31 protein-coding genes are annotated in these 25185 nt (G+C 28.4%); 19 read left to right on the top strand and 12 right to left on the bottom strand.

The window, feature by feature from the left end; all coding sequences use genetic code 11:
- Genes MC378_RS02405 through MC378_RS02395 form a run of 3 tightly spaced genes read right to left on the bottom strand, consistent with a single transcriptional unit; the run spans nt 1 to nt 2283 of the window.
- The gene (locus MC378_RS02405; protein ID WP_242177118.1) at nt 1-729 is read right to left on the bottom strand and encodes a BamJ family beta-barrel-assembly machinery protein; all 729 of its coding nucleotides are present in this window, start codon (nt 727-729) and stop codon (nt 1-3) included.
- A gap of 8 nt (nt 730-737) precedes the next feature.
- The gene (gene gldI / locus MC378_RS02400; RefSeq protein WP_242177117.1) at nt 738-1265 is read right to left on the bottom strand and encodes a gliding motility-associated peptidyl-prolyl isomerase GldI; all 528 of its coding nucleotides are present in this window, start codon (nt 1263-1265) and stop codon (nt 738-740) included.
- A complete protein-coding gene (locus MC378_RS02395) occupies nt 1255-2283 on the bottom strand; it encodes a DHH family phosphoesterase (protein WP_242177116.1) in 1029 nt (342 codons plus the stop codon). Before MC378_RS02395 ends, gldI begins: the two co-directional genes overlap by 11 nt.
- A gap of 79 nt (nt 2284-2362) precedes the next feature.
- Here MC378_RS02395 and MC378_RS02390 point away from each other — a divergent pair, with 79 nt between their 5' ends.
- Together MC378_RS02390 and MC378_RS02385 are read left to right on the top strand one after the other, a co-directional pair.
- Nucleotides 2363-2782: a nucleoside-diphosphate kinase gene (locus MC378_RS02390; protein ID WP_242177115.1), complete on the top strand. Its 420-nt coding sequence runs from the start codon at nt 2363-2365 to the stop codon at nt 2780-2782.
- Nucleotides 2783-3004: 222 nt separating this feature from the next.
- Nucleotides 3005-3502: a hypothetical protein gene (locus tag MC378_RS02385; protein ID WP_242177114.1), complete on the top strand. Its 498-nt coding sequence runs from the start codon at nt 3005-3007 to the stop codon at nt 3500-3502.
- A 53-nt stretch (nt 3503-3555) separates the two neighbouring features.
- On the opposite strand, the gene MC378_RS02380 is transcribed toward MC378_RS02385, so the two are convergent.
- Together MC378_RS02380 and recF are read right to left on the bottom strand one after the other, a co-directional pair.
- On the bottom strand, nt 3556-3852 hold the full coding sequence (locus MC378_RS02380) for a DciA family protein (protein ID WP_242177113.1): 297 nt from the start codon (nt 3850-3852) through the stop codon (nt 3556-3558).
- Entirely contained in the window at nt 3852-4931 is a 1080-nt protein-coding gene (recF, locus tag MC378_RS02375) for a DNA replication/repair protein RecF (RefSeq protein ID WP_242177112.1), read from the bottom strand. Before recF ends, MC378_RS02380 begins: the two co-directional genes overlap by 1 nt.
- A 114-nt stretch (nt 4932-5045) precedes the next feature.
- Here recF and MC378_RS02370 point away from each other — a divergent pair, with 114 nt between their 5' ends.
- The 8 genes from MC378_RS02370 (at nt 5046) to MC378_RS02335 (ending at nt 11881) form a co-directional block, all read left to right on the top strand.
- Nucleotides 5046-5813: a tetratricopeptide repeat protein gene (locus tag MC378_RS02370; RefSeq protein WP_242177111.1), complete on the top strand. Its 768-nt coding sequence runs from the start codon at nt 5046-5048 to the stop codon at nt 5811-5813.
- Between the two features lie 6 nt (nt 5814-5819).
- Nucleotides 5820-6326 carry a 6,7-dimethyl-8-ribityllumazine synthase gene (ribH, locus tag MC378_RS02365; RefSeq protein WP_242177110.1) on the top strand — a complete coding sequence of 169 codons (507 nt, stop codon included), beginning with the start codon at nt 5820-5822 and terminating at the stop codon, nt 6324-6326.
- A 145-nt stretch (nt 6327-6471) separates the two neighbouring features.
- Entirely contained in the window at nt 6472-6744 is a 273-nt protein-coding gene (locus MC378_RS02360) for a riboflavin synthase subunit beta (RefSeq protein ID WP_242177109.1), read from the top strand.
- Between the two features lie 3 nt (nt 6745-6747).
- Nucleotides 6748-8562 (top strand): DNA mismatch repair endonuclease MutL, encoded by a 1815-nt coding sequence (mutL, locus tag MC378_RS02355; RefSeq protein ID WP_242177108.1) that lies wholly within the window; start codon nt 6748-6750, stop codon nt 8560-8562.
- 2 nt (nt 8563-8564) lie between these two features.
- Nucleotides 8565-9296, top strand: coding sequence for a rhomboid family intramembrane serine protease (locus tag MC378_RS02350; RefSeq protein WP_242177107.1), 732 nt, complete (start codon nt 8565-8567; stop codon nt 9294-9296).
- On the top strand, nt 9296-10150 hold the full coding sequence (locus tag MC378_RS02345; RefSeq protein WP_242177106.1) for a rhomboid family protein: 855 nt from the start codon (nt 9296-9298) through the stop codon (nt 10148-10150). The genes MC378_RS02350 and MC378_RS02345 overlap by 1 nt, the downstream gene beginning before the upstream one ends.
- A 1-nt stretch (nt 10151) precedes the next feature.
- The gene (locus tag MC378_RS02340) at nt 10152-11162 is read left to right on the top strand and encodes an endonuclease/exonuclease/phosphatase family protein (RefSeq protein ID WP_242177105.1); all 1011 of its coding nucleotides are present in this window, start codon (nt 10152-10154) and stop codon (nt 11160-11162) included.
- A gap of 41 nt (nt 11163-11203) precedes the next feature.
- Complete coding sequence (locus MC378_RS02335) at nt 11204-11881, top strand: hypothetical protein (RefSeq protein WP_242177104.1); 678 nt, start codon at nt 11204-11206, stop codon at nt 11879-11881.
- A 121-nt stretch (nt 11882-12002) separates the two neighbouring features.
- Here MC378_RS02335 and MC378_RS02330 read toward each other — a convergent pair whose 3' ends face one another.
- Entirely contained in the window at nt 12003-12500 is a 498-nt protein-coding gene (locus tag MC378_RS02330; RefSeq protein WP_242177103.1) for a GNAT family N-acetyltransferase, read from the bottom strand.
- Between the two features lie 39 nt (nt 12501-12539).
- On the opposite strand from MC378_RS02330, the gene mtaB reads away from it, so the two are divergent.
- The 3 genes from mtaB to MC378_RS02315 all read left to right on the top strand — a co-directional run bounded on the left by mtaB (nt 12540) and on the right by MC378_RS02315 (nt 15593).
- A complete protein-coding gene (gene mtaB / locus MC378_RS02325) occupies nt 12540-13874 on the top strand; it encodes a tRNA (N(6)-L-threonylcarbamoyladenosine(37)-C(2))-methylthiotransferase MtaB (protein WP_242177102.1) in 1335 nt (444 codons plus the stop codon).
- A 108-nt stretch (nt 13875-13982) separates the two neighbouring features.
- Complete coding sequence (locus tag MC378_RS02320) at nt 13983-14642, top strand: alpha/beta hydrolase (protein WP_242177101.1); 660 nt, start codon at nt 13983-13985, stop codon at nt 14640-14642.
- Between the two features lie 45 nt (nt 14643-14687).
- Nucleotides 14688-15593 carry a lytic transglycosylase domain-containing protein gene (locus tag MC378_RS02315; protein WP_242177100.1) on the top strand — a complete coding sequence of 302 codons (906 nt, stop codon included), beginning with the start codon at nt 14688-14690 and terminating at the stop codon, nt 15591-15593.
- Between the two features lie 4 nt (nt 15594-15597).
- Here the strand turns inward: MC378_RS02315 and MC378_RS02310 are convergent, their stop codons facing one another.
- The 6 genes from MC378_RS02310 to MC378_RS02285 form a co-directional block, all read right to left on the bottom strand.
- On the bottom strand, nt 15598-15795 hold the full coding sequence (locus MC378_RS02310; RefSeq protein ID WP_274704088.1) for a YwbE family protein: 198 nt from the start codon (nt 15793-15795) through the stop codon (nt 15598-15600).
- Between the two features lie 92 nt (nt 15796-15887).
- Nucleotides 15888-16079, bottom strand: coding sequence for a cold-shock protein (locus MC378_RS02305; protein ID WP_015480027.1), 192 nt, complete (start codon nt 16077-16079; stop codon nt 15888-15890).
- Nucleotides 16080-16195: 116 nt separating this feature from the next.
- Complete coding sequence (locus MC378_RS02300; protein ID WP_242177099.1) at nt 16196-17137, bottom strand: NAD(P)H-dependent flavin oxidoreductase; 942 nt, start codon at nt 17135-17137, stop codon at nt 16196-16198.
- A complete protein-coding gene (locus MC378_RS02295) occupies nt 17137-18804 on the bottom strand; it encodes a S8 family serine peptidase (RefSeq protein ID WP_242177098.1) in 1668 nt (555 codons plus the stop codon). Before MC378_RS02295 ends, MC378_RS02300 begins: the two co-directional genes overlap by 1 nt.
- Nucleotides 18805-18845: 41 nt before the next feature.
- Nucleotides 18846-20033: a tRNA 2-thiouridine(34) synthase MnmA gene (mnmA, locus tag MC378_RS02290; RefSeq protein ID WP_242177097.1), complete on the bottom strand. Its 1188-nt coding sequence runs from the start codon at nt 20031-20033 to the stop codon at nt 18846-18848.
- A gap of 79 nt (nt 20034-20112) precedes the next feature.
- Nucleotides 20113-20829 (bottom strand): toxin-antitoxin system YwqK family antitoxin, encoded by a 717-nt coding sequence (locus tag MC378_RS02285; RefSeq protein WP_242177096.1) that lies wholly within the window; start codon nt 20827-20829, stop codon nt 20113-20115.
- A gap of 202 nt (nt 20830-21031) precedes the next feature.
- On the opposite strand from MC378_RS02285, the gene MC378_RS02280 reads away from it, so the two are divergent.
- From MC378_RS02280 to MC378_RS02255, 6 genes are all read left to right on the top strand, one after another.
- A complete protein-coding gene (locus MC378_RS02280; RefSeq protein ID WP_242177095.1) occupies nt 21032-21544 on the top strand; it encodes a DUF6252 domain-containing protein in 513 nt (170 codons plus the stop codon).
- 132 nt (nt 21545-21676) lie between these two features.
- The gene (locus tag MC378_RS02275) at nt 21677-22264 is read left to right on the top strand and encodes an adenylosuccinate lyase (RefSeq protein ID WP_242177094.1); all 588 of its coding nucleotides are present in this window, start codon (nt 21677-21679) and stop codon (nt 22262-22264) included.
- Nucleotides 22265-22308: 44 nt separating this feature from the next.
- Complete coding sequence (gene purB, locus MC378_RS02270; protein WP_242177093.1) at nt 22309-23652, top strand: adenylosuccinate lyase; 1344 nt, start codon at nt 22309-22311, stop codon at nt 23650-23652.
- Nucleotides 23652-24071, top strand: coding sequence for a hypothetical protein (locus tag MC378_RS02265; protein ID WP_242177092.1), 420 nt, complete (start codon nt 23652-23654; stop codon nt 24069-24071). The genes purB and MC378_RS02265 overlap by 1 nt, the downstream gene beginning before the upstream one ends.
- A gap of 1 nt (nt 24072) precedes the next feature.
- Nucleotides 24073-24837, top strand: coding sequence for a TerC family protein (locus MC378_RS02260; protein WP_242177091.1), 765 nt, complete (start codon nt 24073-24075; stop codon nt 24835-24837).
- Between the two features lie 47 nt (nt 24838-24884).
- A complete protein-coding gene (locus tag MC378_RS02255) occupies nt 24885-25157 on the top strand; it encodes a hypothetical protein (RefSeq protein ID WP_242177090.1) in 273 nt (90 codons plus the stop codon).
- The last annotated feature ends 28 nt before the right edge of the window (nt 25158-25185 follow it).

Raw genomic sequence — 25185 nt, 5'->3', positions numbered from 1 at the left:
TTATTTTATAATATCTAAAAGTTCTATTTCAAAAATTAATGTAGAAAATGGTTTGATAACTGCTCCTTTTTGTTGTGCACCATAAGCCAATTCTTGAGGTATGAAAAATTTATATTTAGCTCCTACTTTCATTAATTGCACACCTTCTGTCCAACCCTTAATTACTTGATTTAAAGCAAATTCAGAAGGAGTCCCTCTATCTACAGAACTATCAAATACAGTACCATCTATAGATGTTCCATGATAATGAACTTTAACTTTAGTAGTTGGTCCTTCTGGTTTTTCTCCCGTTCCTTCTTTTAATACGATATATTGTAAACCACTAGCAGTAGTTTTTACATCCTTCTTTGTTTTGTTTTTTTCTAGAAATTCTATCCCTGCTTTTTTAACATCTGCAAACTTAATTTCTGCTTCTTTAATTGCTTTTTCTTGTTGTTCTTTCATTTTAGCGACTTGCTTTTTTTGAAAATATGAACTTAAAACAACTCCAACATCTTTTTTACTCATTAATAAATTAGTAGAATCTAATCCATTTCTAAACCCTTGATAAAATAAATCTTTATTTGCTTCATCAAAATTACTTTTAACATAAGTGGCAACATTTAAACCTAAAGCATAACTTGCTGAGTCTATTTCTGTCTCTAAAGATTTTACATCTGCCTTTTGGTTTACACATGAAAACATTGTTGCTACGATTGCAATTGCCGATAATTTGTTTATAATTCTCATTTTTAAATTTATTTGATTGTTAATAATGTTATTGTACTTTTAATTGATTGATTCATCCCTATTTTATTTCCATCACCAGTAATACCATAAGCACTGTATGAAGGAATGACAAATGTAACTGTTTCTCCGATTTTCATCAACTTTATTCCTTTTTGAATTGCAGTAATAAAATCTTCTTTATCTATTGTATAATTTTTAATTCCTAATTCTTCTTTAGAATATAAAACTGTGTTATTTAAGTCTGTAATTTCATATTCAAAACTAACTTCATTTCCTGTTTGTGGAGTTGGTAAATCTTTATCTATTTTATTAATATAAGTATACCAAAAACCATAAGATGACTGTTGATAGATTCTTAAAGAATCCTTTTTTATAAGCTCAATAATTTTATTCTCTTCAATTTTATTTAAAGCTTTAGAAGTTGAAATAGTTTCTGATAACAACGTTGTAGACGGTTTGGGATCTATAGGTCTTCTAGGAACTTCTTTAGCACAACCTAAACATAAAATAGCAAAAAATAAAAATCTAATTTTCATAAGAATCGTCTAATTTAGTTTTATAAATTGATAATAAACTTTTAAATTTTTCTATGGTTTCTTTTAAAGAAACAGTAGATTTCCCTCCAGCAGCATTATCATGTCCTCCTCCTTCAAAATGATTTCTTGCAAATTGATTAACAGAAAACTTTCCTTTAGAACGAAAAGATATTTTTATAATATTTTGTTCTTTATCTTCTATAAAAATTGCCGCAAAAACAATTCCTTTTAAAGATAGCGCATAATTTACAACACCCTCTGTATCTCCTTTTTGAAAATCGAAACGTTTTTTTTCTTCATCGGTTAATGTTATAAAAGCTGTTTTATATTCTGGTAAAATTTGTAAATTACTTAATGCTTGCCCTAATAAAAGTAATCTTCCATAAGAATTGGCATCATATACATTATTATGTATTCTATCATTCTTTGCTCCTTTGTCTATTAAGTCTGCAATAATTCTATGCGTTTTACTTGTTGTAGATCTAAAGCGAAAAGAACCAGTATCTGTCATAATCCCAGTATACAAACAAGTTGCTATGTCTGCATCAATTAATTCAAGATCATTCATCATTTCCAAAAACTGATATACCATTTGGCAGGTAGAACAAATCTCAACATCCGAATACATATATTTTACATCGTCTGGTTGTTGATGATGATCTATCATTGCAAAATCATTTGGATATTTTTCTAAAGTTTTCTGCATATCATTACCAACTCTATGCAAGGTATTAAAGTCTAAAAGAAAAATAATATCAGAATTATTGATCGCTTTTTGAGATTGAGAGTTTTGCCAATCGAAACGATAAGTCGTTTTAGAACCGGGTAACCAATGTAAAAACTCTGGATACTCATTTGGCACAACAACTGTAGAATTGTGGCCTTTTTTATTAAAATAATGATACAAAGCTAAGGTAGATCCCATTGCATCTCCATCTGGGTTTCTATGTCCTATTATTACAATATTTCTTGGTTTTTCAAGAAATTTTTTTAATTCTTCGAATCCTTTTAAAATCATAAGTCGCGAAGATACAATTTAATTAAAAAAATTGTGTAATTTCGCGCCGATTTTAAGAAAACTTAAAAAAACATTAACGATGGCAACAAATAGAACATTTACAATGCTAAAACCAGATGCAGTAGAAAACGGGCATACTGGAGCAATTTTAGAAAAAATTAATACTGCAGGCTTTAGAATTGTAGCTTTAAAGAAAACTCAAATGACAAAAGCTGATGCTGAAGCTTTTTATGCAGTGCATAATGAGCGTCCATTTTTTGGTGAATTAGTTGAGTTTATGACTCGTGGACCAATTGTAGCTGCAATCTTAGAAAAAGAAAATGCAGTTGAAGATTTTAGAACCTTAATTGGTGCTACAAACCCAGCTGATGCTGCAGAAGGTACTATTAGAAAATTGTATGCAACTTCTATGGGAGAAAATGCTGTACACGGTTCTGATTCTGATGAAAACGCACAAATTGAAGGAAATTTTCACTTTTCTGGAAGAGAACAATTCTAAGAGTTTTTAGAAATTTTTAGTCTAAAATATATTTAGTAAAACTCGCAACTTTCGTTGCGAGTTTTTTTTATATAAATATAATTAAAGTTATCTTTTGAACGTAACAAATAAAACTTTTGCCATATTTCCTCTTAACAAAACACCAAATTAAGAACTAAAAATGATATATTTGAACAAACCCTAAATCTTTTAATATATAAACTTGTTTTAAATTTAAAAAATATGATTTTCGCAACTTCTTTAAAAAAAATAAATAAACTTCACTTAATAGCAGTCTTTTTTATTAGTTTTTTACTAATGGGCTGTCCAAAGGAATCAAATTTTTCAATAGCAGATAAACCTAACTTAAAAATTGACAAACGTTTATTAGGAACCTGGAAAATTAAAACCCCAAAAACATATTTTGTAGAAGAAATTAAATTTTCAAAACTTAGCTCAAAAGAATATCGATTAACCGTAACTAAAGAGGGTGGCGACTATGATACTTCTACAAAAATATTTCGTGCTTATTTGACAAAATTTAAAGGGACTAATTATCTAACCGTTAATAATGAAAAAAAAGGAACTAATTACTTTTTTCATATCTATAAAATATCTAGAAACAAATTAATTTTTTATGAATTAAAAATACCGTTAGACTTAAAATCTACCAATGAATTCAGGAATTCTATTAGTAAAAAACCAGTATTTACAGATGAAAGTGTTTGGGTAAAAAAATAAAATCCTTTCATTCTATATAATCTTTCTTATCTTTTTATTAAGAAAGACTTTATTTATACCAACATCAGTTTAGAAATTATGTCCTGACCTATTTCTTCATTCATCATTTTTATAATTTTATCTTTTCCATAACTTAATTCTTCACGCAAAACAGAAGATGTTAATTGTATAATTAAGGTTTTATGTTGCAGTTTTACAGAACTTGTATGCGTAGCAACTCCTGGCCCCATCATTTTATTCCAAGTTTCTTCTACTTTTAATTTCTGCATTCCTTTAGTCAAATTATTCTCTTTAATAAAGCTTTGCATTAAATCTTGAATTGAAAAAGAATCGTTTTCTCTTTTTGTCATTATAACTTAAAAATTTGATACGGTTTATTACTCTGTTTTACTATATTTTCGGTTCTTTCAGAATGTGTATCTGTAATAAATATTTGGCCAAATGCATCATCATTTACCAAATTTATAATTTGAGAAACTCTACTTTCATCTAATTTATCAAAAATATCGTCTAACAATAAAATAGGAATTACAGAAGACTGTTGCTTTATAAACTCAAATTGTGCTAACTTTAAAGCTATTAAATATGATTTCTGCTGCCCTTGTGAACCAAACTTCTTAATTGGGTATTCTCCTATTTCAAAGTTTAAATCATCTTTATGAATTCCTGCTGTTGTGTACTGTAATATCTTATCTTTTTCTAGTGATTTCTGTAATAAATCCTTCATATTAAAATCATTTAACTGACTCTTATAATGCAAATTAACATTTTCTTTATCTCCAGAAATTACTTGATATTTTTCATTAAAAATAGGAATAAATTTTTCTAAAAACCTTTTTCTTACTTCGAAAATTCGACTTCCATAATCAGAAAGCTGCTCATCATAAACACTTAGATTTAACGCATCAAAAGTTCTATTGGCTGCAAAGTATTTTAACAAAGCATTTCTTTGACTTAACACCTTATTATATGCAATTAAATCTTTTAAATAGTTTTTATTTTGTTGAGAAATAACACCATCTATAAATTTTCTTCTAGTATCACTCCCATCCGTAACCAAATCTCTATCAGCAGGAGAAATAATTACCAAAGGTAACTGTCCAATATGCTCAGAAAACTTATCATAACTTTTTCCATTTCTCTTTAAAACTTTCTTTTGTCCTTTTTTTAAACTACACACAATTTTTTCGTTTCTATCGTTTAAAAGATAATCTCCTTCAACCATAAAAAACCCTTCACCATGTTTAATATTTTGCACAGCAACCGAATTAAAATAACTTTTTGCAAAAGACAAGTAATAAATTGCATCTAAAATATTGGTTTTACCAACTCCGTTATTGCCCACAAAGCAATTTATTTTCTGCTGAAAATCAAAAGATTGAGACTCAATATTCTTAAAATTAACTAAAGATATTTTTTGTAAATACATTAATAAAAGCGACTGTTTGAAACGAATTGCAAATTATTGAAAATTTTGCGAATTATCCGCTTTTAAAATCCAATTAAAAAAACTATTTTTGTCGCCACTAATTTTTAAGGAAATATGGCAACATACAAGAAGAAAGGATTCAAAGCAAAAGATAAAAGAGAACAAAATCAAATTGATGAATCAGAATTTGAAACAGCTGGAGTATTAAATACTTTAGACGAAACTGCTTCTAGATCTGAACAATGGATAGAGAAGAACAGCAAACCGTTATTTTATGCTTTAATAGGTATTGTTGTACTTTTTTTAGCTTACTTAGCTTACACAAAATACGTAGTAGAACCAAATGAATTAGATGCTTCTAATGAATTGGCTTTTCCTAGAAAATATTTTGATGAAGCAGCTGTTGCTGGTACAGGCATAGATTCTTTATTAAATTTAGGTTTAGAAGGAGCTGATGGTAAATATGGTTTTTTAGATATTGCAGACACTTACAGCGGAACAAACGCGGGTAATTTAGCAAACTATTATGCCGGTGTTTCTTATTTAAAAATGAAAAACTACGAAAAAGGTATAGAGTATTTAGAAAAGTTTAAATCTGACGATGAAATGTTAGGTCCAGTTTCTTTAGGAGCAATTGGAGATGCTTTTTCTGATATCAATCAACCAGAACAAGCTTTAGAATATTATGAAAAAGCTGCTAATAAAAAATCAAACGATTTTACAACTCCATTATTTTTATACAAAGCAGGACAAACTGCAATGGAACTAAAGAAATTTGATAAAGCAGAAAAACTATTTACTAAGATAAAAGAAAACTATTCAAAATCTGAACAAGGTAGAGATATAGAAAAATTTATCAATGCAGCTAAATATGCTAAATAAATAAAAATGGCTACAACCAATTTATCTTCTTACGATAAAACAACAATCCCAAATGCGAAATCTTTTCGATTTGGGATTGTTGTTTCAGAATGGAATCCTGAAATTACAAAGAATCTACAAAAAGGTGCAATTGAAACTTTAATCGATTGCGGAGCAAACAAAGAAAATATAATTTCTTGGGACGTCCCAGGAAGTTTTGAACTTGTTTTTGGATGCAAAAAAATGATTGAATCTCAATCAGTAGATGCAATTATTGCTATTGGAAACGTAATTCAAGGAGAAACAAAACATTTCGATTTTGTTTGTGAAGGGGTTACACAAGGAATTGTAGACCTAAACATCAAATACGATGTTCCAGTTATTTTTTGTGTTTTAACAGACAATAACAAACAACAATCTATCGATAGATCTGGAGGTAAATTAGGTAATAAAGGTATAGAATGTGCTATAGCAGCTATAAAAATGGCCGCTATAAAAAACGTTGATAGAAGCGCTGAAAGTATTGGTTTTTAACAAAAAACAGACTTCTTAAAATTAAGAATACTTTTAACGTCATTTTTTGATGTATTCCTTTTAATTCTGTAAATTTGATTCACTATAAAATTGGTCTAATATTTGATTAATTCTAAATCAATATTCACAATTAATTTTTAGAACTATGGGATTTTTAAAACGCACAAACAAAAAATTTGACTACCAACCTCGTTATTACAAAGGAGAAGGAAACCCATTTAAAATCGAACATAAATTTGACGAATTTAGAGTTACTGCAGGTAAAAATAAAGGCCTAAAAGGAAAATTCAATGATGCTTTGGGTGAGTTAAAAAACTCAGAGAAAAGCGTAAATAAAATCATTCTATACGTCATCATAATTTTAGTTTTACTTTTTTTATATATCATCGACTTTGATTTATCAATTTTTTACAAATAATTAATGTCAGATATAATTCAACTTTTACCAGATCATGTTGCTAATCAAATTGCAGCAGGAGAAGTCGTTCAACGTCCAGCTTCTGTTGTAAAGGAATTACTTGAAAATGCTATTGATGCTGGTGCTACAAATATTAAATTACTACTAAAAGACGCTGGTAAAACACTTATTCAGGTAATTGATGATGGAAAAGGAATGAGTACAACAGACGCTAGAATGTCTTTTGAGCGTCATGCAACTTCTAAAATTCAAAAAGCAGAAGATTTATTTAACTTAAACACAAAAGGTTTTCGTGGTGAGGCTTTGGCTTCGATTGCTGCCATTGCACATGTAGAATTAAAAACAAAACCACAAGGTGAAGAATTAGGGACACAAATAAAAATTGCAGGAAGTAAAATTATTTCTCAAGACTTTATTTCTACAGGAAAAGGAACAAGTATTGCTGTAAAAAACTTATTTTACAATATTCCTGCAAGAAGAAATTTTTTAAAATCTGATACAATTGAAACACGTCATATAATTGATGAGTTTCAAAGAGTTGCTTTAGCGCATCCTAGTATTGCTTTTTTATTACACCATAACAACAACGAAGTTTATCATTTAAAAACAAGCAACCTTCGCAAAAGAATAGTTGCTGTTTTTGGAGTTAAAATGAATGAAAAATTAGTACCAATTAATGAGCATACAGATATACTTTCTATTGAAGGTTTTGTTGCAAAACCTGAATTTTCTAAGCGAAAAAGAGGTGAGCAGTTCTTTTTTGTAAATGATCGATTTATAAAGAGTTCTTATTTAAATCATGCAGTTGTAAATGCTTTTGATGGCTTATTAGAGCAAGGTTCTCATCCTTCATACTTTTTATATTTAACAGTCCCAACAAGTTCTATTGATATAAACATACATCCAACCAAAACAGAAATTAAGTTTGATAATGAAAAAGCACTCTATGCAATGTTACGTGCCACTGTGAAGCATAGTTTAGGTCAGTATAATGTTGCTCCTGTTTTAGATTTTAATAGAGATTCAAACTTAGATACACCATACAATTTTAAATCAAGTTCTAAAACAGCTTCTGTTCCTACCATTTCTGTAGATCCAGATTTTAACCCTTTTAAAGAAACGGTACAAAAAGAAATTAGTTTCCCTTATAAGAGAGAAAAACAAACAGAAAGTTGGGAGTCTTTATACACTTCTGCTGCAGTCACAGAACAAGAAAAACAATCTGAATTATTTGAAAATCAACAAGAAATAAAAACGCAGAAAACATTTCAAATTCAGCGTAAATACGTCTTAAGTTCTATAAAATCTGGTGTCGTTTTAATCAATCAATCTTTAGCGCATCAACGAATTTTATACGAACAATTTTTAGAAAGCATTACCGTTAAAGAAGCTAACAGTCAGCAATTATTATTTCCTGTAAAGATTTCATTTTCATCAGCAGAAATAGAAATGATTTACACAATAAAAACCGAATTAGAAAATGCAGGTTTTTCTTTTGATGAATTTACAAAAGACAGTGTCACAATAAAAGGAATTCCCGTTTCTGTTACAGAAAGTAAAATAACTATTATTTTAGAAGAATTATTAAACGATATTAATTTAGAAGTACCAGATGCAAGTTTTAGTCATTTTGATGTAATGGCAAAATCATTTGCAAAAACATTATCAATTAAAACAGGAACTTTACTTTCTGAAAAAGAACAAGAAAGCTTAGTAAATGATTTATTTTCTTGTAAAGAACCTACAGTTTCTCCTTTTGGAAAATCAATATTTAAAACACTAACATTAAACGAAATAGATAATTTATTTAATCATTAAAAATGAACAAACTAACAGATGCCATAAAACATCTAATAATAATTAATGTAATTGTATTTATAGTTCCACAACTTTTACAATTAGACTTTACAAATATGTTGGCTTTGCATTTTCCAAAAAATGAACATTTTGGAATTTGGCAATATGTTACTCATATGTTTATGCATGGAAGTTTTGCCCATATTTTATTTAATATGTATGGTTTGTGGGCTTTTGGATCTCCTCTAGAACAGATGTGGGGAAGAAATAAATTTTTATTCTTTTATTTCTCTGCCGGATTAGGGGCAGGAATTATTTATACTTTAGTAAACTACTATCAGTTTAATGGTATTTATGATCTTTTTACAAGTGCAGGATTAAACAATTCTGAAATAATGACAATTCTTGAAAAAGGAAGTACTAATGATGCTAGAGTTGTTACAGCAATAACCCAGGAACAATTTAATAAAATTATATCTTTGTACAATACACCAGCTGTTGGTGCATCTGGAGCAATTTATGGGGTTTTAGTCGCATTTGGATTATATTTTAAAGATGCAAAACTAGCATTGATATTTTTCCCTGTTCCTATAGCAGCAAAATACTTTATTCCTGTAATGATTTTAGGCGATTTATTCTTTGGCATGACAAAATATTCTGTTGGAAATATTGCTCATTTTGCTCACATTGGAGGTGCATTAATAGGCTTTTTAATCGCGTGGTATTGGAAAAAAAATCAATTTAAAGTTAATTAATGAGCTTCTTAGATGACATAAAACATCGCTACAAAGGCGGAAATATTGTAGAAAAATTAATCTATATTAATATTGCTGTATTTATTGCAACACTTCTAATTAGTATTTTTCAAGGTCTTTATAAAGGAGAAATTAATTGGTTAGTAGAATGGTTTTCTTTAGATGATGATTATACAACACTACTAACAAAACCCTGGACCATAATTACCTATGGTTTTTTACATGATGGTTTTTTACACATTCTTTTTAATCTAATAGCATTATATTTTATAGGGAATTTGTTTGTTGAATATTTTACACAAAAACAATTACTGACATTTTATTTATTAGGTACTTTTTTTGGAGGGATCATGTTTATGATAAGTCAAAATTATTTTCCTTTATTTAAAGGTGAATCCTACTATTTAGTAGGTGCTTCAGCAGGAATTTCTGCCATATTTATAGGAATTACAACCTATATACCTAATTATCAATTAAAATTTCGATTTATTGGATTTGTAAAATTATGGCAATTAGCTGCAATTTGGATTGGTTTAGATTTTTTAGGGCTAATTGGACCTAATGCTGGCGGACATTTCTCTCATCTTGGTGGTGCCCTTTTTGGTTTTTTATATGTAAACCAAGCAAGTAATAAAGAAATAAATATCTTTAATAAATTTATTTCTTTGTTTAAGACAAAAGAGAAACCTCTTAAAACCGTTTATAAATCACCTAAAGGAAATTTTAAAAAAGAAACTAATACTTCTTTTAACCAACAACAAATTGATGCTATACTAGATAAAATTAGTAAATCTGGTTATGACACTCTAACAAAACAAGAAAAAGAATTTTTGTTTAAACAAGGAAAAAGATAAAATGAAAAAATTATCCTTTTTAGAAAAAATCTTGTTTTTCCTTAATTCAATAATAGCTACTGTTTTATTACTCTCTTATCTATTGCCTTTTATATCTCCTAAAACAGTTCCATTATTTGCTATTTTAAGTCTTTTTGTGCCTTTTTTAATTATAATGAACATCATTTTTGTTGTTTATTGGTTAATTAAATTAAAGAAACAGTTTTTTTTATCTATCATTATTTTAATAACTGGTTGGGTATTTTCTTCTCCTTTTTATAAATTATCCAGTAAAAACTCTTCACTAAATAATGATTTAAAAGTGATGAGTTATAACGTAAGAACTTTTAATTATTTTAAATGGAATAAAGATAAAAAGTTAGATCAAAAAGAAATTGACTTAATTAATGAAGAAAACCCTGATGTTTTGGCTATTCAAGAATTTTATAATTCCGATAAAATTAACTTTACCTATCCATACAAGTATATTAAAACAAAATCTAAAAAAAATAAATTTGGAATGGCTATTTATTCTAGGTTTAAAATAATAAACAAAGGTTCTTTAGATTTAAAAAATAGCACAAACAATATTATTTTTGTTGATATCCTTAAGGAAAATGATACTATTCGAATTTACAATCTACATTTAGAATCATTAAAAATAAATACCCAAAAAGAAAACTTTGGCGAAAAAGATTCTGGTAAATTAATTGCCCGACTAGGAAGATCATTTAAAAAGCAAGCATTGCAAACTGAACAGTTTATTGCTCATGAAAAACAGTGGAAAGGAAAAAAAATAATTTGCGGTGATTTTAATAACACTGCATATTCATGGGTTTATCATAAAATTTCTAAAAACAAAAAAGATGCTTTTATAGAAGCTGGTAAAGGTTTTGGTAAAACATATAATTACTGGTTTCCTATGAGAATCGATTTTATTTTAACAGATGAAACTGCTATAATTAACAAATTTTCTACATTTTCGGAAAAATATTCTGATCATTTTCCCATTCAATCAAAAATAAACTGGTAGATATTTTACTTTAATTCATAAAAAAAAAATAGATTTGCCCTATGGAATATATGTATCTCTTCATTTGTCTTCTTTTATTTATTCCTTGGGGAATAATTTTCTATTTTAATAAAGACTTAAGAAGAAAAATGTTATTATCTGGTCTTATTGCAATTCCTTTTGGAGCTGTAAATATTTGGTATCGAATTGATTATTGGGATCCACCAGAAGTTCTTTTTCTTTATTTTATTTCTTTAGAAGATATATTATTTGGTTTTTCAATTACAGGTATTTCTATTGCTATTTATGATGCCCTTTTTACAAAAGAATTAATTACAGTTGAGAAAAAAAGAACCAAAACCTTATTATTTCTTTTTCCTTTATTTATAATGTCTTTTTTTATACTAAATAATGTATTGGGTATAAACTCGATGTTTATGTGGTCTATTCCAATGTTTGTATTTGCTATCATCATCATTATTATTAGGAATGATCTTTTAATACCTTCTATTGTCACTGGAGCTTTAGTATCAATTATTATAATTCCAATCTATATTCTTTTATTTAATTATATTGCTCCTGATTATTGGGATACTTATTGGTTCCTTACTGGTAGTAAATATGATGTTAAAATATTTGGTAATGTACTTATAGTAGAACTGATGCAATATTTTTCTTATGGTTGTTTTGCAGGTATTGTTTATGATTTTACAAAAGGGAAGAAAAAAGTAGCTAAATAAATTAAATTTCTAACTTTTGGTATTTTATATTGTTCTTTCAAAGAATGATTTCTACCAAAGTTTAGCAAAAAACATATTTGAATACTTACTGATTCTATACATAAAAATCTTTTGTAAAATTTTATAATTCTAATTCGTATTTAGTTTCAGGAATTTTCAAATCATCACTAATAAATTTCTTTACAACTTTAAAATTTAGTTTTTCTAAAATCTTAGCTGATGCAATATTTTCATCAACTACATAACCTACAATTTTTGGCATTCCAATTTGCCTGCAATAAAAAATTAATCCTTTGCAAATTTCAGAACCAAAACCCAGGTTCCAATACCTTTCTAAAAACCGATAACCAATTTCATCAATTCCATTATCTTTTACCAAAGCAACAGTTCCTATAAAAACCATATCCTTTTTTTGTTCAATGGCATAGATCCAAAAATCATTGTTTAAAACATCATATTTAGCTATTAGTTCTTCTAACTCTTGTTGATTTTCTTCTAAATTTTTAACCTCTCCTGTGGCATATTTAAGAACTAATGGATTACTTTCAAGCTCATTAAATGCTATTAAATCTTCTAATTTTAGTTTTCTAATAAGTAATCTTTCTGTTTCAAAAATCATGAATAATGTCGTACTTTTGTCAATGCTAAATGTACAAGAATGAATGCAGAAAAAAAAGTAGCTTTTTATACTTTAGGTTGCAAATTAAATTTTTCAGAAACATCTACAATTGCTCGTAATTTTGTAACTGAAGGTTTTAAAAGAGTTGAATTTGAAGAAGCAGCAGACGTTTATGTAATTAACACTTGTTCTGTTACCGATAATGCAGATAAACGTTTTAAAACCATTGTAAAAAATGCTTTAAAAAAAAATGAAGATGCTTATTTAATTGCTGTGGGTTGTTATGCCCAATTAAAGCCAGAAGAATTGGCAGCTGTAGATGGAGTAGATTTAGTTTTAGGAGCTACAGAAAAATTTAATGTTACCAGTTATATTAACGATTTAACTAAAAACAATGTTGGCGAAGTACATTCTTGTGAAATTGCTGATGCCGATTTTTACGTAGGTTCCTACTCTATTGGAGATAGAACACGTGCCTTTTTAAAAGTACAAGATGGTTGCGATTATAAATGTACCTATTGCACAATTCCGTTAGCGAGAGGAATTTCTAGGTCAGATACTTTAGAAAACGTTTTACAAAATGCCAAAGAAATATCATCCAAAGGAATCAAAGAAATTGTTTTAACAGGTGTTAATATTGGTGATTATGGAAAAGGTGAATTTGGTAACAAAAAACACGAACATACTTTTTTAGAACTTGTAAAGGAACTAGATAAAGTTGATGGAATTCATAGATTGCGAATTTCATCCATAGAACCAAATTTACTTAAAGATGAAACCATAGATTTTGTATCTAAATCAGATTCTTTTGTTCCACATTTCCATATTCCTTTACAATCTGGAAGTGATGAGCTATTAAAGAAAATGAAACGAAGGTATTTAACTAATACATACACAAATAGAGTTTCAAAAATTAAAAAAGTAATGCCGAATGCATGTATTGGTGTAGATGTAATTGTTGGTTTTCCTGGAGAAACAGATGAGATCTTTTTAGAAACTTACAATTTTTTAAACCAAATGGATATTTCTTATCTACATGTTTTTACGTATTCGGAAAGACCTAATACAGAAGCAATAGAATTTGATGGTATTGTACCTAAAAAAGTACGTGCAAAGCGTAGTAAAATGTTACGTGGTTTATCTGCTAAGAAAAGACGTGCTTTTTATGAATCTCAATTAGGGAATACCTTAACTGTTTTATTTGAAAGCGAAAACAAAGAAGGTTATATAAATGGATTTACAGAAAATTACGTAAAAGTAAAAACTCCTTGGAATCCTGAACTGGTTAATACTCTACACAAAATTGTACTTACAGAAATTGATGAAGACGGTTTGGTCCGTTTTGATTTTGTTAAAGAGTTATTAATACAATAAGAATTGAAATACATTTCCTAATTATAACTTAAAAAAAAACTTGATTTAAACTATAGAAAAGGATACAAATCTTTTGTTTAAAAAATATTTTATAAAATTGATTAATTAATGAATAAAACCCCTATTTATTTTGTTCCAGGATTAGCTGCTGGACCAGAAATTTTTGAGCACTTAGAACTATCACCAGAAAAGTACGAACTTCATTTTTTAAAATGGAAAAAACCGTTAGCTCTAGAAGAATCAATAACCAATTATGCAATGAGAATGACAGAGGACATAAAAGAAAAAAATCCTGTTTTAATCGGAGTTTCTTTTGGTGGAATTATGGTTCAAGAAATGAGTAAATTTATTGACGCTAAAAAAGTGATTATTATTTCTAGTGTTAAAACAAATACCGAATTGCCAAAAAAATTCAAAATGGCAAAATTCACAAAAGCTTATAAACTTTTTCCAACAACAATTATTTCTAACTTTGTGGATTTTACTAAATACTTTATAGGCAAATCCCTAAAAAAAAGAGCTAAAATTTATAAAAAATACCTTTCTGTAAGAAGTAAATCTTATATCAACTGGTCCATCAGTGCCGTTTTAAATTGGCAACAAGAAAAGCCTATAAAAAATGTAGTACACATACATGGAACTAAAGACAAAATATTTCCAATAAAAAACATTAACAATATTATAGAAGTAAAAGGAGGTACACATATTATGATTTTAACGAAAGCTAAAAAAATATCTAAAATTATTGATGAAACTTTAACTTGTTAGAACCAAGACATTTTCATATTTTTATAGTATAAAATTGTAAAAATCATGAATAAGTCTATACGTTTTCTTTCACTTTTAAGTGTTGTTATCGTTTCTTTTGTTTTTCTAAATGCAATCAATAAATTAGAAAAAAAAGTAGAAGAACCAAGTACACACTCAACATATAAAATAAAAGCAATTAAACTCCCAGAAGATCTTAATTTAGCAGGAGAAAGAGTTCCTATTGAAATTCCAGATATTAGAGAACGAATGGATAGAGAATTGTTGGTAAATACTTATTGGCAATCTAATGGTTTATTATTAATAAAACGTGCTAATAAATACTTCCCTATACTTGAACCTCTACTTAAAAAATATGGATTACCAGACGATTTTAAGTTTTTAGCTTTGGCTGAAAGTGCCTTTATAGATGAAACCTCTTCTGTTGGAGCTGCAGGAATGTGGCACTTTATGAAAACGACAGGAAAAGAATACGGCTTAGAAATTAATAAAAATGTAGACGAACGCTATAATATTGAAAAAGCTACTAAAGTAGCAGCAGAATATCTTATAAATGCAAAAAAACGTTTAGGAACCTGGACATTAGCTGCAGCTGCATATAATGCTGGAAATTACGGTGTTTCTAAAAGACTAAAAACCCAACAAGTTAGTAGTTATTACGATGCTTTATTACCAGACGAAACTGAACGATATGTTTTTAGAATTCTTGCTTTAAAAGAAGTCATCTCAAATCCTAAAAAATATGGTTTTGTTTATGATGAAAAAGACTTATATACTTTAGCCGAAACAAAAATTGTAAAAGTAGATACAGCTATAAGTAACATTGCTTTATTTGCTAAAAAATTCGGAATCACATATAAAGAATTGAAACTACATAATTCATGGTTAAGAGAAAACAAATTAAATAATAAAAGTAGAAAACTCTATGAGATTAAAATTCCAATAAAATAATTATTTATTCGATAATGTTTTTTACTCTTCCTACAATACCAGATTCTAACTGAACTTTAATTCCATAAGGATGGTTTTGAGATTTGGTTAGAATTTTTGCTATTTTACCTTCTGTTAATTCTCCTGTTCTTTGATGTGGTTTTTGTACAATTTCTACAAATAAACCTATTTTAATATTTTTTCTTTGTCTGCCGTCAATCATAAAGTATTTTTTAAAATACGAAAATAAAAAAAGCCTATCAAATTTTGATAGGCTTTTTAGATAAAAAGTTAACTAGTAATAATATATATATATTATAATACTCTTACGTTTACTGCGTTTAATCCTTTTCTTCCATCTTGTAAGTCAAATTCAACTTCATCGTTTTCACGAATTTCGTCAACTAATCCTGACACATGTACAAAATGTTCTTTGTTTGTTCCTTCTTCAGTGATGAATCCGAATCCTTTAGATTCATTGAAAAATTTTACGGTACCTTTATTCATTATAAAAAATTATTGTGTTGCTAATTTAATTACTAACAACGTTTTATTGAATTGCAAAGATAGTGCCAATAATTTTAGAACAGCAAAAAATAATGCTTTTATTTTAAATAAACACGTTAAAGCCTTCCCACATTGACTTTAACTAAGTTAAATTCTTCAATTATTTCATTTAAAACCACTTTTGCTGGTTTTATTTGATGAATTATTCCTGCAATTTGACCTATTTCTAACTCACCATTCTCTAAATCTCCTTCAAACATTCCTTTTTTTGCTCTTGCCCTTCCTAATAATTTTTTAATTTCTTCTATTGTTGGATTTTGTTGATACAATTCTTGAACTTCATTAAAAAATTTATTTTTTATCAATCTTACAGGAGCTAATTCTTTTAATGTTAATTCTGTATCTCCATCTTTAGTTGCCACTATTGAATTTTTAAAATTTTTATGCGCAGAAGATTCTTCTGTAGCAGCAAATCTACTACCTATTTGAACTCCATCTGCACCTAAAACCATGGCAGCAAGCATTCCTCTTCCAGAACCAATTCCTCCAGCAGCAATTACAGGAATCTTAACTTGTTCTTTTACCATAGGAATTAATGTAAAAGTGGTTGTCTCTTCTCTACCATTATGTCCTCCTGCTTCAAATCCTTCACAAACAACAGCATCTACTCCTGCTGCTGCTGCTTTTAAAGCAAATTTAACAGAGCTCACAACATGTACAACTGTAATCCCTTTTTCTTTTAAAAAAGGAGTCCACGTTTTAGGATTCCCTGCAGATGTAAAAACAATTTTCACACCTTCTTCAACAATAATATCCATAATCTTTTCAATATCAGGATACAACATTGGCACATTAACCCCAAAAGGCTTCGCTGTATTTTTTTTACATTTTTGTATGTGCTCTCTTAATACATCCGGATACATAGATCCAGCTCCTATTAACCCTAATCCTCCTGCATTTGATACTGCAGAAGCTAATTTATGCCCAGAAACCCAAATCATTCCTCCTTGTACAACTGGGTATTGAATATTAAAAAGTTTTGTAATTTTATTTGCCATTATTCTTTTATCAACTTTATAGTTTTATATTCATTTTTATTTAAAACTTTAAGAATATAAACTCCTTTATTTAAAAATGAAACATCAATCGTTTTAGATTTTAAATTTGTTTTTTCTAAAACTTTTTTTCCTAAAATATTAAATATTTGAATTGCAAAATTATTTAAATCATCATTATCTATAGAAATTATAAATTGTTTTTTTACAGGATTTGGGTACACTTTTAATCCCTTAATTTTATTTTCTATAATCGACAAACTAGCTCTATAACTATTTAAAGCCTCTTCAAAATTGGGAATACCATATCCATATTGATCTAAAGGATTATTATACCTATCTGCAGATTCATAAACCGCTTTTTTTAAATGATAATTATAATTTTCTAATGTTTGACCTGAAGAAATTAAAGGAAAGCTATCATTTTGATTTAAACACGCAATTAGACCCGCCATAATTGGAGAAGAAAATGAAGTTCCGCTTGATGATGTTGTAATGTTTCCTGAACTATAATCAATCAATGCAGGGTTTTTACCTTGACTTAAAATTTCTGGTTTAATTCTTCCATCCCATGTTGGACCAAAAGAACTAAACGATGCTATATTTTCTGAAGCATCTACAGCTCCTACTGTAATCACAGAAGGTGCATCTGCGGGTGCACCAATATACTTCCAAGTATTGTTTCCATCATTACCAGCTGCGTTTACCAAAAGCAATCCTCTAGAAGCACCAATTTCTGCACCTCTAGAAATAAAAGTTGTTTTACCATCCATATCTTGATAAGTATGGCTGTGATTAGGATTATCAAAAGTTGTATATCCTAAAGAAGTATTTATAACATCAACCCCTAAACTATCTGCACGTTCTGCAGCTTCTACCCAAAGTGTTTCTTCTAAAATAGTTTCTGTTTCATATATTTCGGAAATGAATAAATAAAATTTTGCATCAGGTGCTGTCCCCACAAACTCATCTTCTACATATCCTGCAATAGCAGATAAAACATGTGTTCCATGACTATTTCTACTGTAAATATTCGTATTTCTATCGGCAAAATTATAACCTCCTAAAATTTGATTATTGTCTCTAATTCTTTGAAATGCAGAAAGTGTATTTACATTTGGGAAACCTGCATCTATGATTGCAATTATTTGTCCCGCCCCAGTTAAACCTTGCTCGTGTAAATGATCTCCTTTTAACATCTTAATTTGATTATCTGCATCACCATAATTAAAATCAGTTAGTGTTTCACTAAACTTATTGTAATGATTAGATATTGTACTTATAGGTTTAGAACTGAATTTTCCGCTAGTGTTTAAAGTCTTATCCGCAAACTCTATATGATCTATAAAATTATGAATTGATGATAGATTATTGATATCATTAACTTCTCCTTGAATATGAATTGCGTTTAACCATTTCGACTTGGCTAAAACAATAATATTTGATTCATTTTTAATAAGATTGTAATACGTTTGATCAATAGGAACATCTAAAGAATCTAAAGAAATACTAAGTTTAGATCTTCTATCTAATGCTCTTTGAGATAACATCGTTAAAGGATTTTCTAAAAAAGTAGTTTTATTGGGTTTGTCTTTTAAAAAAATCCACGCATCTTCTTGAGCATTAACCTGTAAAGCAGTTATAAATAAAAAAAGTAGTAATTTCTTCATATTTCGAAATTACTACTTTTTTACGATTTTATATATTTTTATTAAGAAATTACTCCAGAACCAAGCAATTCTTCATTTTGATACCAAGCAACAAACTGTCCTTCTTGAATTGCTGATTGTTTATTTTCAAATTCTACATATAAACCACTTTCTACTTTGTATAAAGTAGCATTTTCTAAAGGTTGTCTATATCTAATTCTTGCCTCAACTTGCATAGTTTCTCCCACTTGTAAAGTTAAATCTTTACGGATCCAATGCATTTCTTCATTCGAAACAAACAGCACGTTTCTATACAAACCAGGATGATTTTTTCCTTCTCCTGTATAAATTACATTTTCTACAACATCGGTTTCTATTACATATAAAGCTTCTTTTGTACCTCCAACATTTAAACCTTTACGCTGTCCTTTTGTAAAATAATGTGCTCCTTGATGTTTTCCAACTACTTTTCCATCTTCTTTATTGTAAGAAAATTTTGTAGCAAAATAAGCCAATTCTGCTTCTTTATTTTCAAAAATAGGAGGTGTTTTTGTGTACTGCTCAAAATCCGAAGAAATAGTAACAATTACTCCTTCTTTAGGTTGTAGTTTTTGTTGTAAAAACTCTGGTAAACGTACTTTACCAATAAAACACAACCCTTGAGAATCTTTCTTTTCGGCTGTTATTAAATCAGCTTCTTTTGCAATTATTCTTACTTCTGGTTTTGTTAATTCACCAATTGGAAACAAAGCTTTTGTAAGTTGTTCTTGCGATAATTGGCATAAAAAATAAGACTGATCTTTATTCGTGTCTTTACCAGCTAATAATTTATAAACGTGTTTTCCATCAATAATTTCTTCACCTTTTCTACAATAATGACCAGTAGCAACATAATCTGCTCCAAGCTTTAAAGCAATGTCCATAAAAACATCGAACTTTATTTCTCTGTTACAAAGTACATCTGGGTTTGGAGTTCTTCCTTTAGAGTATTCATCAAACATATAATCTACAATACGTTCTTTATATTGCTCACTTAAGTCTACAACTTGAAAAGGAATTCCTAATTTTTGAGCTACAATCATTGCGTCATTACTATCTTCTAACCATGGGCATTCGTTAGAAATAGTTACAGAATCATCGTGCCAATTTTTCATAAATAGCCCAATTACCTCATAACCTTGTTCTTTTAATAAATGCGCGGTTACACTAGAATCTACACCACCAGAAAGACCTACAACTACTCTTTTCATTTTTTATTTTTGAGGTTGCAAAGTTACAAATTTGTAAGTGATTTTTTGATTGAAAGAATTGATAAGTAGATTAGAAAAATCAATTCTCTTTTTTTCTGGTATAAGTTGATTTTCTCTTCTTTCTATCTTTATCTGTAACTACCTCTCCATCAAGATAAAACTCCCACTCTCCTACTCTTTTCCCGTCTTTATAAATTCCGGTTTCTTTAAGATTTCCGTTAAGTTCAAAATATTTTGCAAGTCCATTTGGTTTTCCGTTTTTATATTCTAATTCTTCAATTAAAATTCCTTTACTAGAATACTTTCTAGAAATACCGTCCATTAAACCGTTTTTATAATTAGAATACTCCGTTACTTGTCCATTAGGATAATAATTTAACAACTCTCCATCAAGTTTTCCATTCTTATAATTTTCTTCAGACATTAATTCTCCATTCGCAAAATAATATTGCCAACTTCCAACTCTTTTTTTACCATCTAAAATTCCTTCGCTTTGCAACTTTCCTTTTAAAGTAAAAAACTGAACAAAAACAGAATCATTTGTTTCAAAAAAAGTTTTCAAAACTACCGGATGCTCTGAGGTAGTTATATCATAAAACTTAAAAACACCAACTTCTTTTCCGTTTTTAAATTCACCAATATATCTAATTCTTTTGTTCGGGTAATATTTCTTCCAAACCCCTGTTCTTTTCTTATTTTGATCAAAACGATTGATTTTTTGGGCATTAATTGTGTTACTTGTAAAAAAACAAGTAAAAAAAGCAAAAACAAAAATCAGTCTTTTTATATTAATCATTCTAATAGATTTTTAAGGCAAATATACATTAATCGTACCAAAATAATTAAAATCTTTAAGTTATACTAGGTTTTAAAAGTATAACGGGTTTCTTCACTTTGTTAACAAAATATAATATATCCCCGTAAAAATACGTCAAATGCCTTATTGATATAACTTAGAAATCCCTATAGATTTGTAGAAACATTATAAATTAATAATTATGAAAAAAACAATTTTCTTTTTAGGATTCATAACCTTATTCTTTATGGTTTCTAGTTGCGAAACTAACAGTAGTATTGAAGATTTAATAGAAGACACAGATCCTGAAGGGAATGGAACTGCAGGAATATTGTCTGCAAAAATTGATGGTGTAACATTTACATCTCAATCTGATAAAGTTGAATCTAAAAGAATTGAACGTACAGACGGAAGTAAAACGTTTTCTGTTACTGCAAAAAATGAAAAATTTGATAAATTTACTTTGATTGTAAGTTTTTATGAAGGTGTAGGCACTTATGACGCAGTACTTAACAGCCTTAGTTACCATGTTAATGGTGATGATAGACCACATACAGCAATTAAAGAACAAAGTGCGGGATCTATTGTAATTATCTCTGATGATGGCACTACTATAAAAGGTACATTCTCTTTTACTGGAACCCATCAAACAACAAATGCAGAAAAAATAATTACAGATGGAACTTTTACCGTAAATCCTACATTAGTTAATTAAACAAATAAAAACTTCAATAATTAATTTAAACCAGTTAATAGCAAATGCTATTTGGCTGGTTTTTATTTTTTAAATAGTTTAGCTATAAAATTGCTTATTTTATTAAAGACTTATTTATCAATATAAATTTTTATGAACAACCTTTTCTTATTAGAACAACTTCAAAATATGGAAAACCCTAAAAGAGAAAATCGTCAAAGAGTTGCAAATAAGATCTTAGAAAATAAAAGTTTATTTAAAGATTTAATTTCTTTAAGTTTTCAAATTGATGATAAAACCTCTATAAAAGCAGCTTGGATTTTAGAATGGATTTGTACACATCATCATTTAAATTGGATAATTCCGCATTTAGAAGAATTTACAACCAAAATTTCTACCGTAAAATTTGATAGTGCCATTAGACCATGCTCCAAAATTTGTGAGCATTTAGCAACAGCATACTATTCAAAAAATGAAAATGATATCAAAAAACATCTTACCTTAAATCATATTGATCGAATTATTGAAACAGGTTTTGATTGGTTAATTACTCCACAAAAAATTGCGGTAAGAGCTTATACAATGAATACTTTGTATTTCTTCGGATTAGAAAAAGATTGGATTCATCCAGAATTAAAACATCTAATTAACACTAAAATCATTCACGAAAGTAAAGGCTGTAAAGCTCGAGGAAGGCATATTTTAAAATTGATAGAAAAACATCAAAAATCGGCTTTATAAATGTGATGAATTGCTTATTTTTGTAATTAACAACACACTAAAAAATGAACTTATCTCAATTGAATGCTATCTCTCCAATAGATGGGCGTTACAGAAATAAAATAGCAAAATTATCAGAGTATTTTTCTGAAGAATCTTTAATAAAATATCGTGTTCGTGTAGAAATCGAATATTTTATTGCTTTGTGTGAAATTCCGCTACCACAATTAGCTGATTTTAACACCACTTTATTTGAAGATTTACGTAAAATTTATACAGATTTTACTGTTGATGATGCACAGAAAATAAAAGATATTGAGAAAATTACGAATCATGATGTAAAAGCTATTGAGTATTTTATCAAAGAAAAATTTGATGCTTTAGGTTTGCAAAAACATAAAGAATTTATCCATTTTGGATTGACTTCTCAAGACATCAATAACACGGCAGTTCCTTTATCTATAAAAGAAGCAATGAATGATGTTTATGTGCCACATTATTTTGAGCTTTTAGAGAAATTACAAGAGTTGGTTATAGAATGGAAAGACATTTCTATGTTGGCAAGAACGCATGGTCAACCTGCATCTCCAACAAGATTAGGGAAAGAAATAGAGGTTTATGTAGTTCGTTTAAAAGAGCAATTTAATTTATTAAATGACATCCCTAGTGCTGCAAAATTTGGTGGAGCAACAGGTAATTTTAATGCTCATAAAGTTGCTTATCCTACAATTGATTGGAAAGAATTTGGAAGTAAGTTTGTACAAGAAAAATTAGGATTATATCATTCTTTTCCAACCACACAAATAGAACATTATGATCATTTAGCAGCGTTGTTTGATACCTTAAAACGTATCAACACAATTATCATAGATTTAGATAGAGATTTTTGGACCTATGTTTCTATGGAGTATTTTAAACAAAAAATTAAGGCTGGAGAAGTAGGTTCTTCTGCCATGCCTCATAAAGTAAATCCAATTGATTTTGAAAATTCAGAAGGAAACTTAGGTTTAGCAAACGCCATTTTTGAACACCTTTCTGCAAAATTACCAATTTCTCGTTTGCAAAGAGATTTAACAGATAGCACTGTTTTACGTAATGTTGGTGTACCTTTCGGGCATACAATTATTGCTTTTACATCGACCTTAAAAGGTTTGAATAAATTATTGTTAAACAAAGAAAAGTTTGAGCAAGATTTAGAAAATAATTGGGCCGTGGTTGCAGAGGCTATTCAAACAATTTTAAGACGAGAAGCTTATCCAAATCCATATGAAGCATTAAAAGGATTGACAAGAACGAATGAGAAAATCAATCAAAATTCAATTGCTAATTTTATTGACACCTTAGAAGTATCTACAGAAATTAAAAAAGAATTAAAGGCAATTACGCCTGCTAATTATACAGGAATCTAATGAAAAAACTAATAGGATTACTTACAATTATTTTAGCTTTATCTTCATGTACTTCAGAAATTAAAGAAAATTCCGATAGGTTTAAAATTGGAGTTTTTGAAATTCCTGCAGGAAAAGGCTATAGCAAAACTATTATCACAAGAAAAGATAGTCTTCAAATAGAAGAGTACACTAAATTTGTTAGTATTTCTAATGATAGCACAACAAGTGAAAAAAGAATAAAACATATTGATACATTATATATCAAATGGAAAAATAATTTCTTTTACACACTAAAAATGAAATCACCTAAAAAAGAATTAGATAAAGATCCTATTTATGTGCAGATTACAAAGGTTACAGATAGTTCTTATAACTTTACTGCAAAAATTGGTTTTAATAAGTTTAAACAAGACGGAATTGTATACAAAGTAAAGTAATATGGAAATTTTTCTACATGCAGATACTTGGATTGCCCTACTAACACTAACTTTTTTAGAAATTATTTTAGGTATTGATAATATTATTTTTATATCAATATCTGCTAATAAACTTCCTGAAAACCAAGTAAGAAAAGCAACCTTAATAGGATTAGCTTTGGCAATGATAACAAGAATCTTACTACTTCTTAGTATTTCTTATTTAATTGCTTTTAAAGAACCTTTTTTAGAAATTGATACCGGTTGGTTTAAAACTGGGTTAACAGGACAAAGTCTTATTTTGTTTTTTGGAGGACTTTTTCTGCTATATAAAAGTACAAGAGAAATCCGTCAAAAGGTTGAACACACTAATGAAGATGATGTAATAAAAACACCAAAGGTTATTTCATTATCAAATGTTATAATTCAAATTATTTTAATTGACATTGTTTTTTCTTTTGATAGTATCTTAACTGCTGTGGGTATGACAAATGGAATAGATGGAGCTTTAATTATTATGATAATTGCAGTAATAGTTTCCATTATAATAATGATGATTTTTTCTAAACCTATTAGTAATTTTGTAAATAATAATCCGACAATACAAATGCTAGCATTGTCTTTTTTAATTTTAATAGGGTTTATGTTAATAACTGAAAGTGCTCATTTATCTCATACAGCAATTTTTAACCAAACTGTAGGTGCAATTCCTAAAGGATATTTGTATTTTGCCATTGCATTTTCTTTAGGTGTAGAAATGCTTAATTTAAAAGTTAGAAAAAAATAAATATTTTGCAAAAGAAGCTACTTAGCGTTTTTTTCCTTTTCCTATTGATGATACCCGTATCAATAGAAATATTGCATGACTTAGAAAATCATGAGCATACCGTATGTACTTCTATTGGTGAACATCACATACACAAACAAAATGTAAATTGTGATGAATTTCATAAACATCTAACCATATTTTCAATGGATTTTACATCGAATTTTGATGTAATTCCAACTCATTTTTACGCCAACACTTTTATTGATAAACCTCAAGTTTTTAAAGAGATTTATCATGATAGAAAATTTTCAAGAGGGCCTCCAAGTTTTACTGCTTAAAACAGAATTGTCTTAACGGAAAAGAATA

The sequence above is a fragment of the Polaribacter marinus genome (genome assembly GCF_022662535.1).
In the GTDB taxonomy this organism is placed as follows: Bacteria; Bacteroidota; Bacteroidia; order Flavobacteriales; family Flavobacteriaceae; genus Polaribacter; species Polaribacter marinus.
Note: the sequence above shows the minus strand (reverse complement) of the source record. Positions and strands in the feature narration are given on the sequence as shown.

Bases quoted from the DNA above. Each gene is read 5' to 3' on its own strand.
- MC378_RS02405 (WP_242177118.1), bottom strand. From the start codon at position 729: ATGAGAATTATAAACAAATTATCGGCAATTGCAATCGTAGCAACAATG.
- gldI (WP_242177117.1), bottom strand. From the start codon at position 1,265: ATGAAAATTAGATTTTTATTTTTTGCTATTTTATGTTTAGGTTGTGCT.
- MC378_RS02395 (WP_242177116.1), bottom strand. From the start codon at position 2,283: ATGATTTTAAAAGGATTCGAAGAATTAAAAAAATTTCTTGAAAAACCA.
- MC378_RS02390 (WP_242177115.1), top strand. From the start codon at position 2,363: ATGGCAACAAATAGAACATTTACAATGCTAAAACCAGATGCAGTAGAA.
- MC378_RS02385 (WP_242177114.1), top strand. From the start codon at position 3,005: ATGATTTTCGCAACTTCTTTAAAAAAAATAAATAAACTTCACTTAATA.
- MC378_RS02380 (WP_242177113.1), bottom strand. From the start codon at position 3,852: ATGACAAAAAGAGAAAACGATTCTTTTTCAATTCAAGATTTAATGCAA.
- recF (WP_242177112.1), bottom strand. From the start codon at position 4,931: ATGTATTTACAAAAAATATCTTTAGTTAATTTTAAGAATATTGAGTCT.
- MC378_RS02370 (WP_242177111.1), top strand. From the start codon at position 5,046: ATGGCAACATACAAGAAGAAAGGATTCAAAGCAAAAGATAAAAGAGAA.
- ribH (WP_242177110.1), top strand. From the start codon at position 5,820: ATGGCTACAACCAATTTATCTTCTTACGATAAAACAACAATCCCAAAT.
- MC378_RS02360 (WP_242177109.1), top strand. From the start codon at position 6,472: ATGGGATTTTTAAAACGCACAAACAAAAAATTTGACTACCAACCTCGT.
- mutL (WP_242177108.1), top strand. From the start codon at position 6,748: ATGTCAGATATAATTCAACTTTTACCAGATCATGTTGCTAATCAAATT.
- MC378_RS02350 (WP_242177107.1), top strand. From the start codon at position 8,565: ATGAACAAACTAACAGATGCCATAAAACATCTAATAATAATTAATGTA.
- MC378_RS02345 (WP_242177106.1), top strand. From the start codon at position 9,296: ATGAGCTTCTTAGATGACATAAAACATCGCTACAAAGGCGGAAATATT.
- MC378_RS02340 (WP_242177105.1), top strand. From the start codon at position 10,152: ATGAAAAAATTATCCTTTTTAGAAAAAATCTTGTTTTTCCTTAATTCA.
- MC378_RS02335 (WP_242177104.1), top strand. From the start codon at position 11,204: ATGGAATATATGTATCTCTTCATTTGTCTTCTTTTATTTATTCCTTGG.
- MC378_RS02330 (WP_242177103.1), bottom strand. From the start codon at position 12,500: ATGATTTTTGAAACAGAAAGATTACTTATTAGAAAACTAAAATTAGAA.
- mtaB (WP_242177102.1), top strand. From the start codon at position 12,540: ATGAATGCAGAAAAAAAAGTAGCTTTTTATACTTTAGGTTGCAAATTA.
- MC378_RS02320 (WP_242177101.1), top strand. From the start codon at position 13,983: ATGAATAAAACCCCTATTTATTTTGTTCCAGGATTAGCTGCTGGACCA.
- MC378_RS02315 (WP_242177100.1), top strand. From the start codon at position 14,688: ATGAATAAGTCTATACGTTTTCTTTCACTTTTAAGTGTTGTTATCGTT.
- MC378_RS02310 (WP_274704088.1), bottom strand. From the start codon at position 15,795: ATGATTGACGGCAGACAAAGAAAAAATATTAAAATAGGTTTATTTGTA.
- MC378_RS02305 (WP_015480027.1), bottom strand. From the start codon at position 16,079: ATGAATAAAGGTACCGTAAAATTTTTCAATGAATCTAAAGGATTCGGA.
- MC378_RS02300 (WP_242177099.1), bottom strand. From the start codon at position 17,137: ATGGCAAATAAAATTACAAAACTTTTTAATATTCAATACCCAGTTGTA.
- MC378_RS02295 (WP_242177098.1), bottom strand. From the start codon at position 18,804: ATGAAGAAATTACTACTTTTTTTATTTATAACTGCTTTACAGGTTAAT.
- mnmA (WP_242177097.1), bottom strand. From the start codon at position 20,033: ATGAAAAGAGTAGTTGTAGGTCTTTCTGGTGGTGTAGATTCTAGTGTA.
- MC378_RS02285 (WP_242177096.1), bottom strand. From the start codon at position 20,829: ATGATTAATATAAAAAGACTGATTTTTGTTTTTGCTTTTTTTACTTGT.
- MC378_RS02280 (WP_242177095.1), top strand. From the start codon at position 21,032: ATGAAAAAAACAATTTTCTTTTTAGGATTCATAACCTTATTCTTTATG.
- MC378_RS02275 (WP_242177094.1), top strand. From the start codon at position 21,677: ATGAACAACCTTTTCTTATTAGAACAACTTCAAAATATGGAAAACCCT.
- purB (WP_242177093.1), top strand. From the start codon at position 22,309: ATGAACTTATCTCAATTGAATGCTATCTCTCCAATAGATGGGCGTTAC.
- MC378_RS02265 (WP_242177092.1), top strand. From the start codon at position 23,652: ATGAAAAAACTAATAGGATTACTTACAATTATTTTAGCTTTATCTTCA.
- MC378_RS02260 (WP_242177091.1), top strand. From the start codon at position 24,073: ATGGAAATTTTTCTACATGCAGATACTTGGATTGCCCTACTAACACTA.
- MC378_RS02255 (WP_242177090.1), top strand. From the start codon at position 24,885: ATGATACCCGTATCAATAGAAATATTGCATGACTTAGAAAATCATGAG.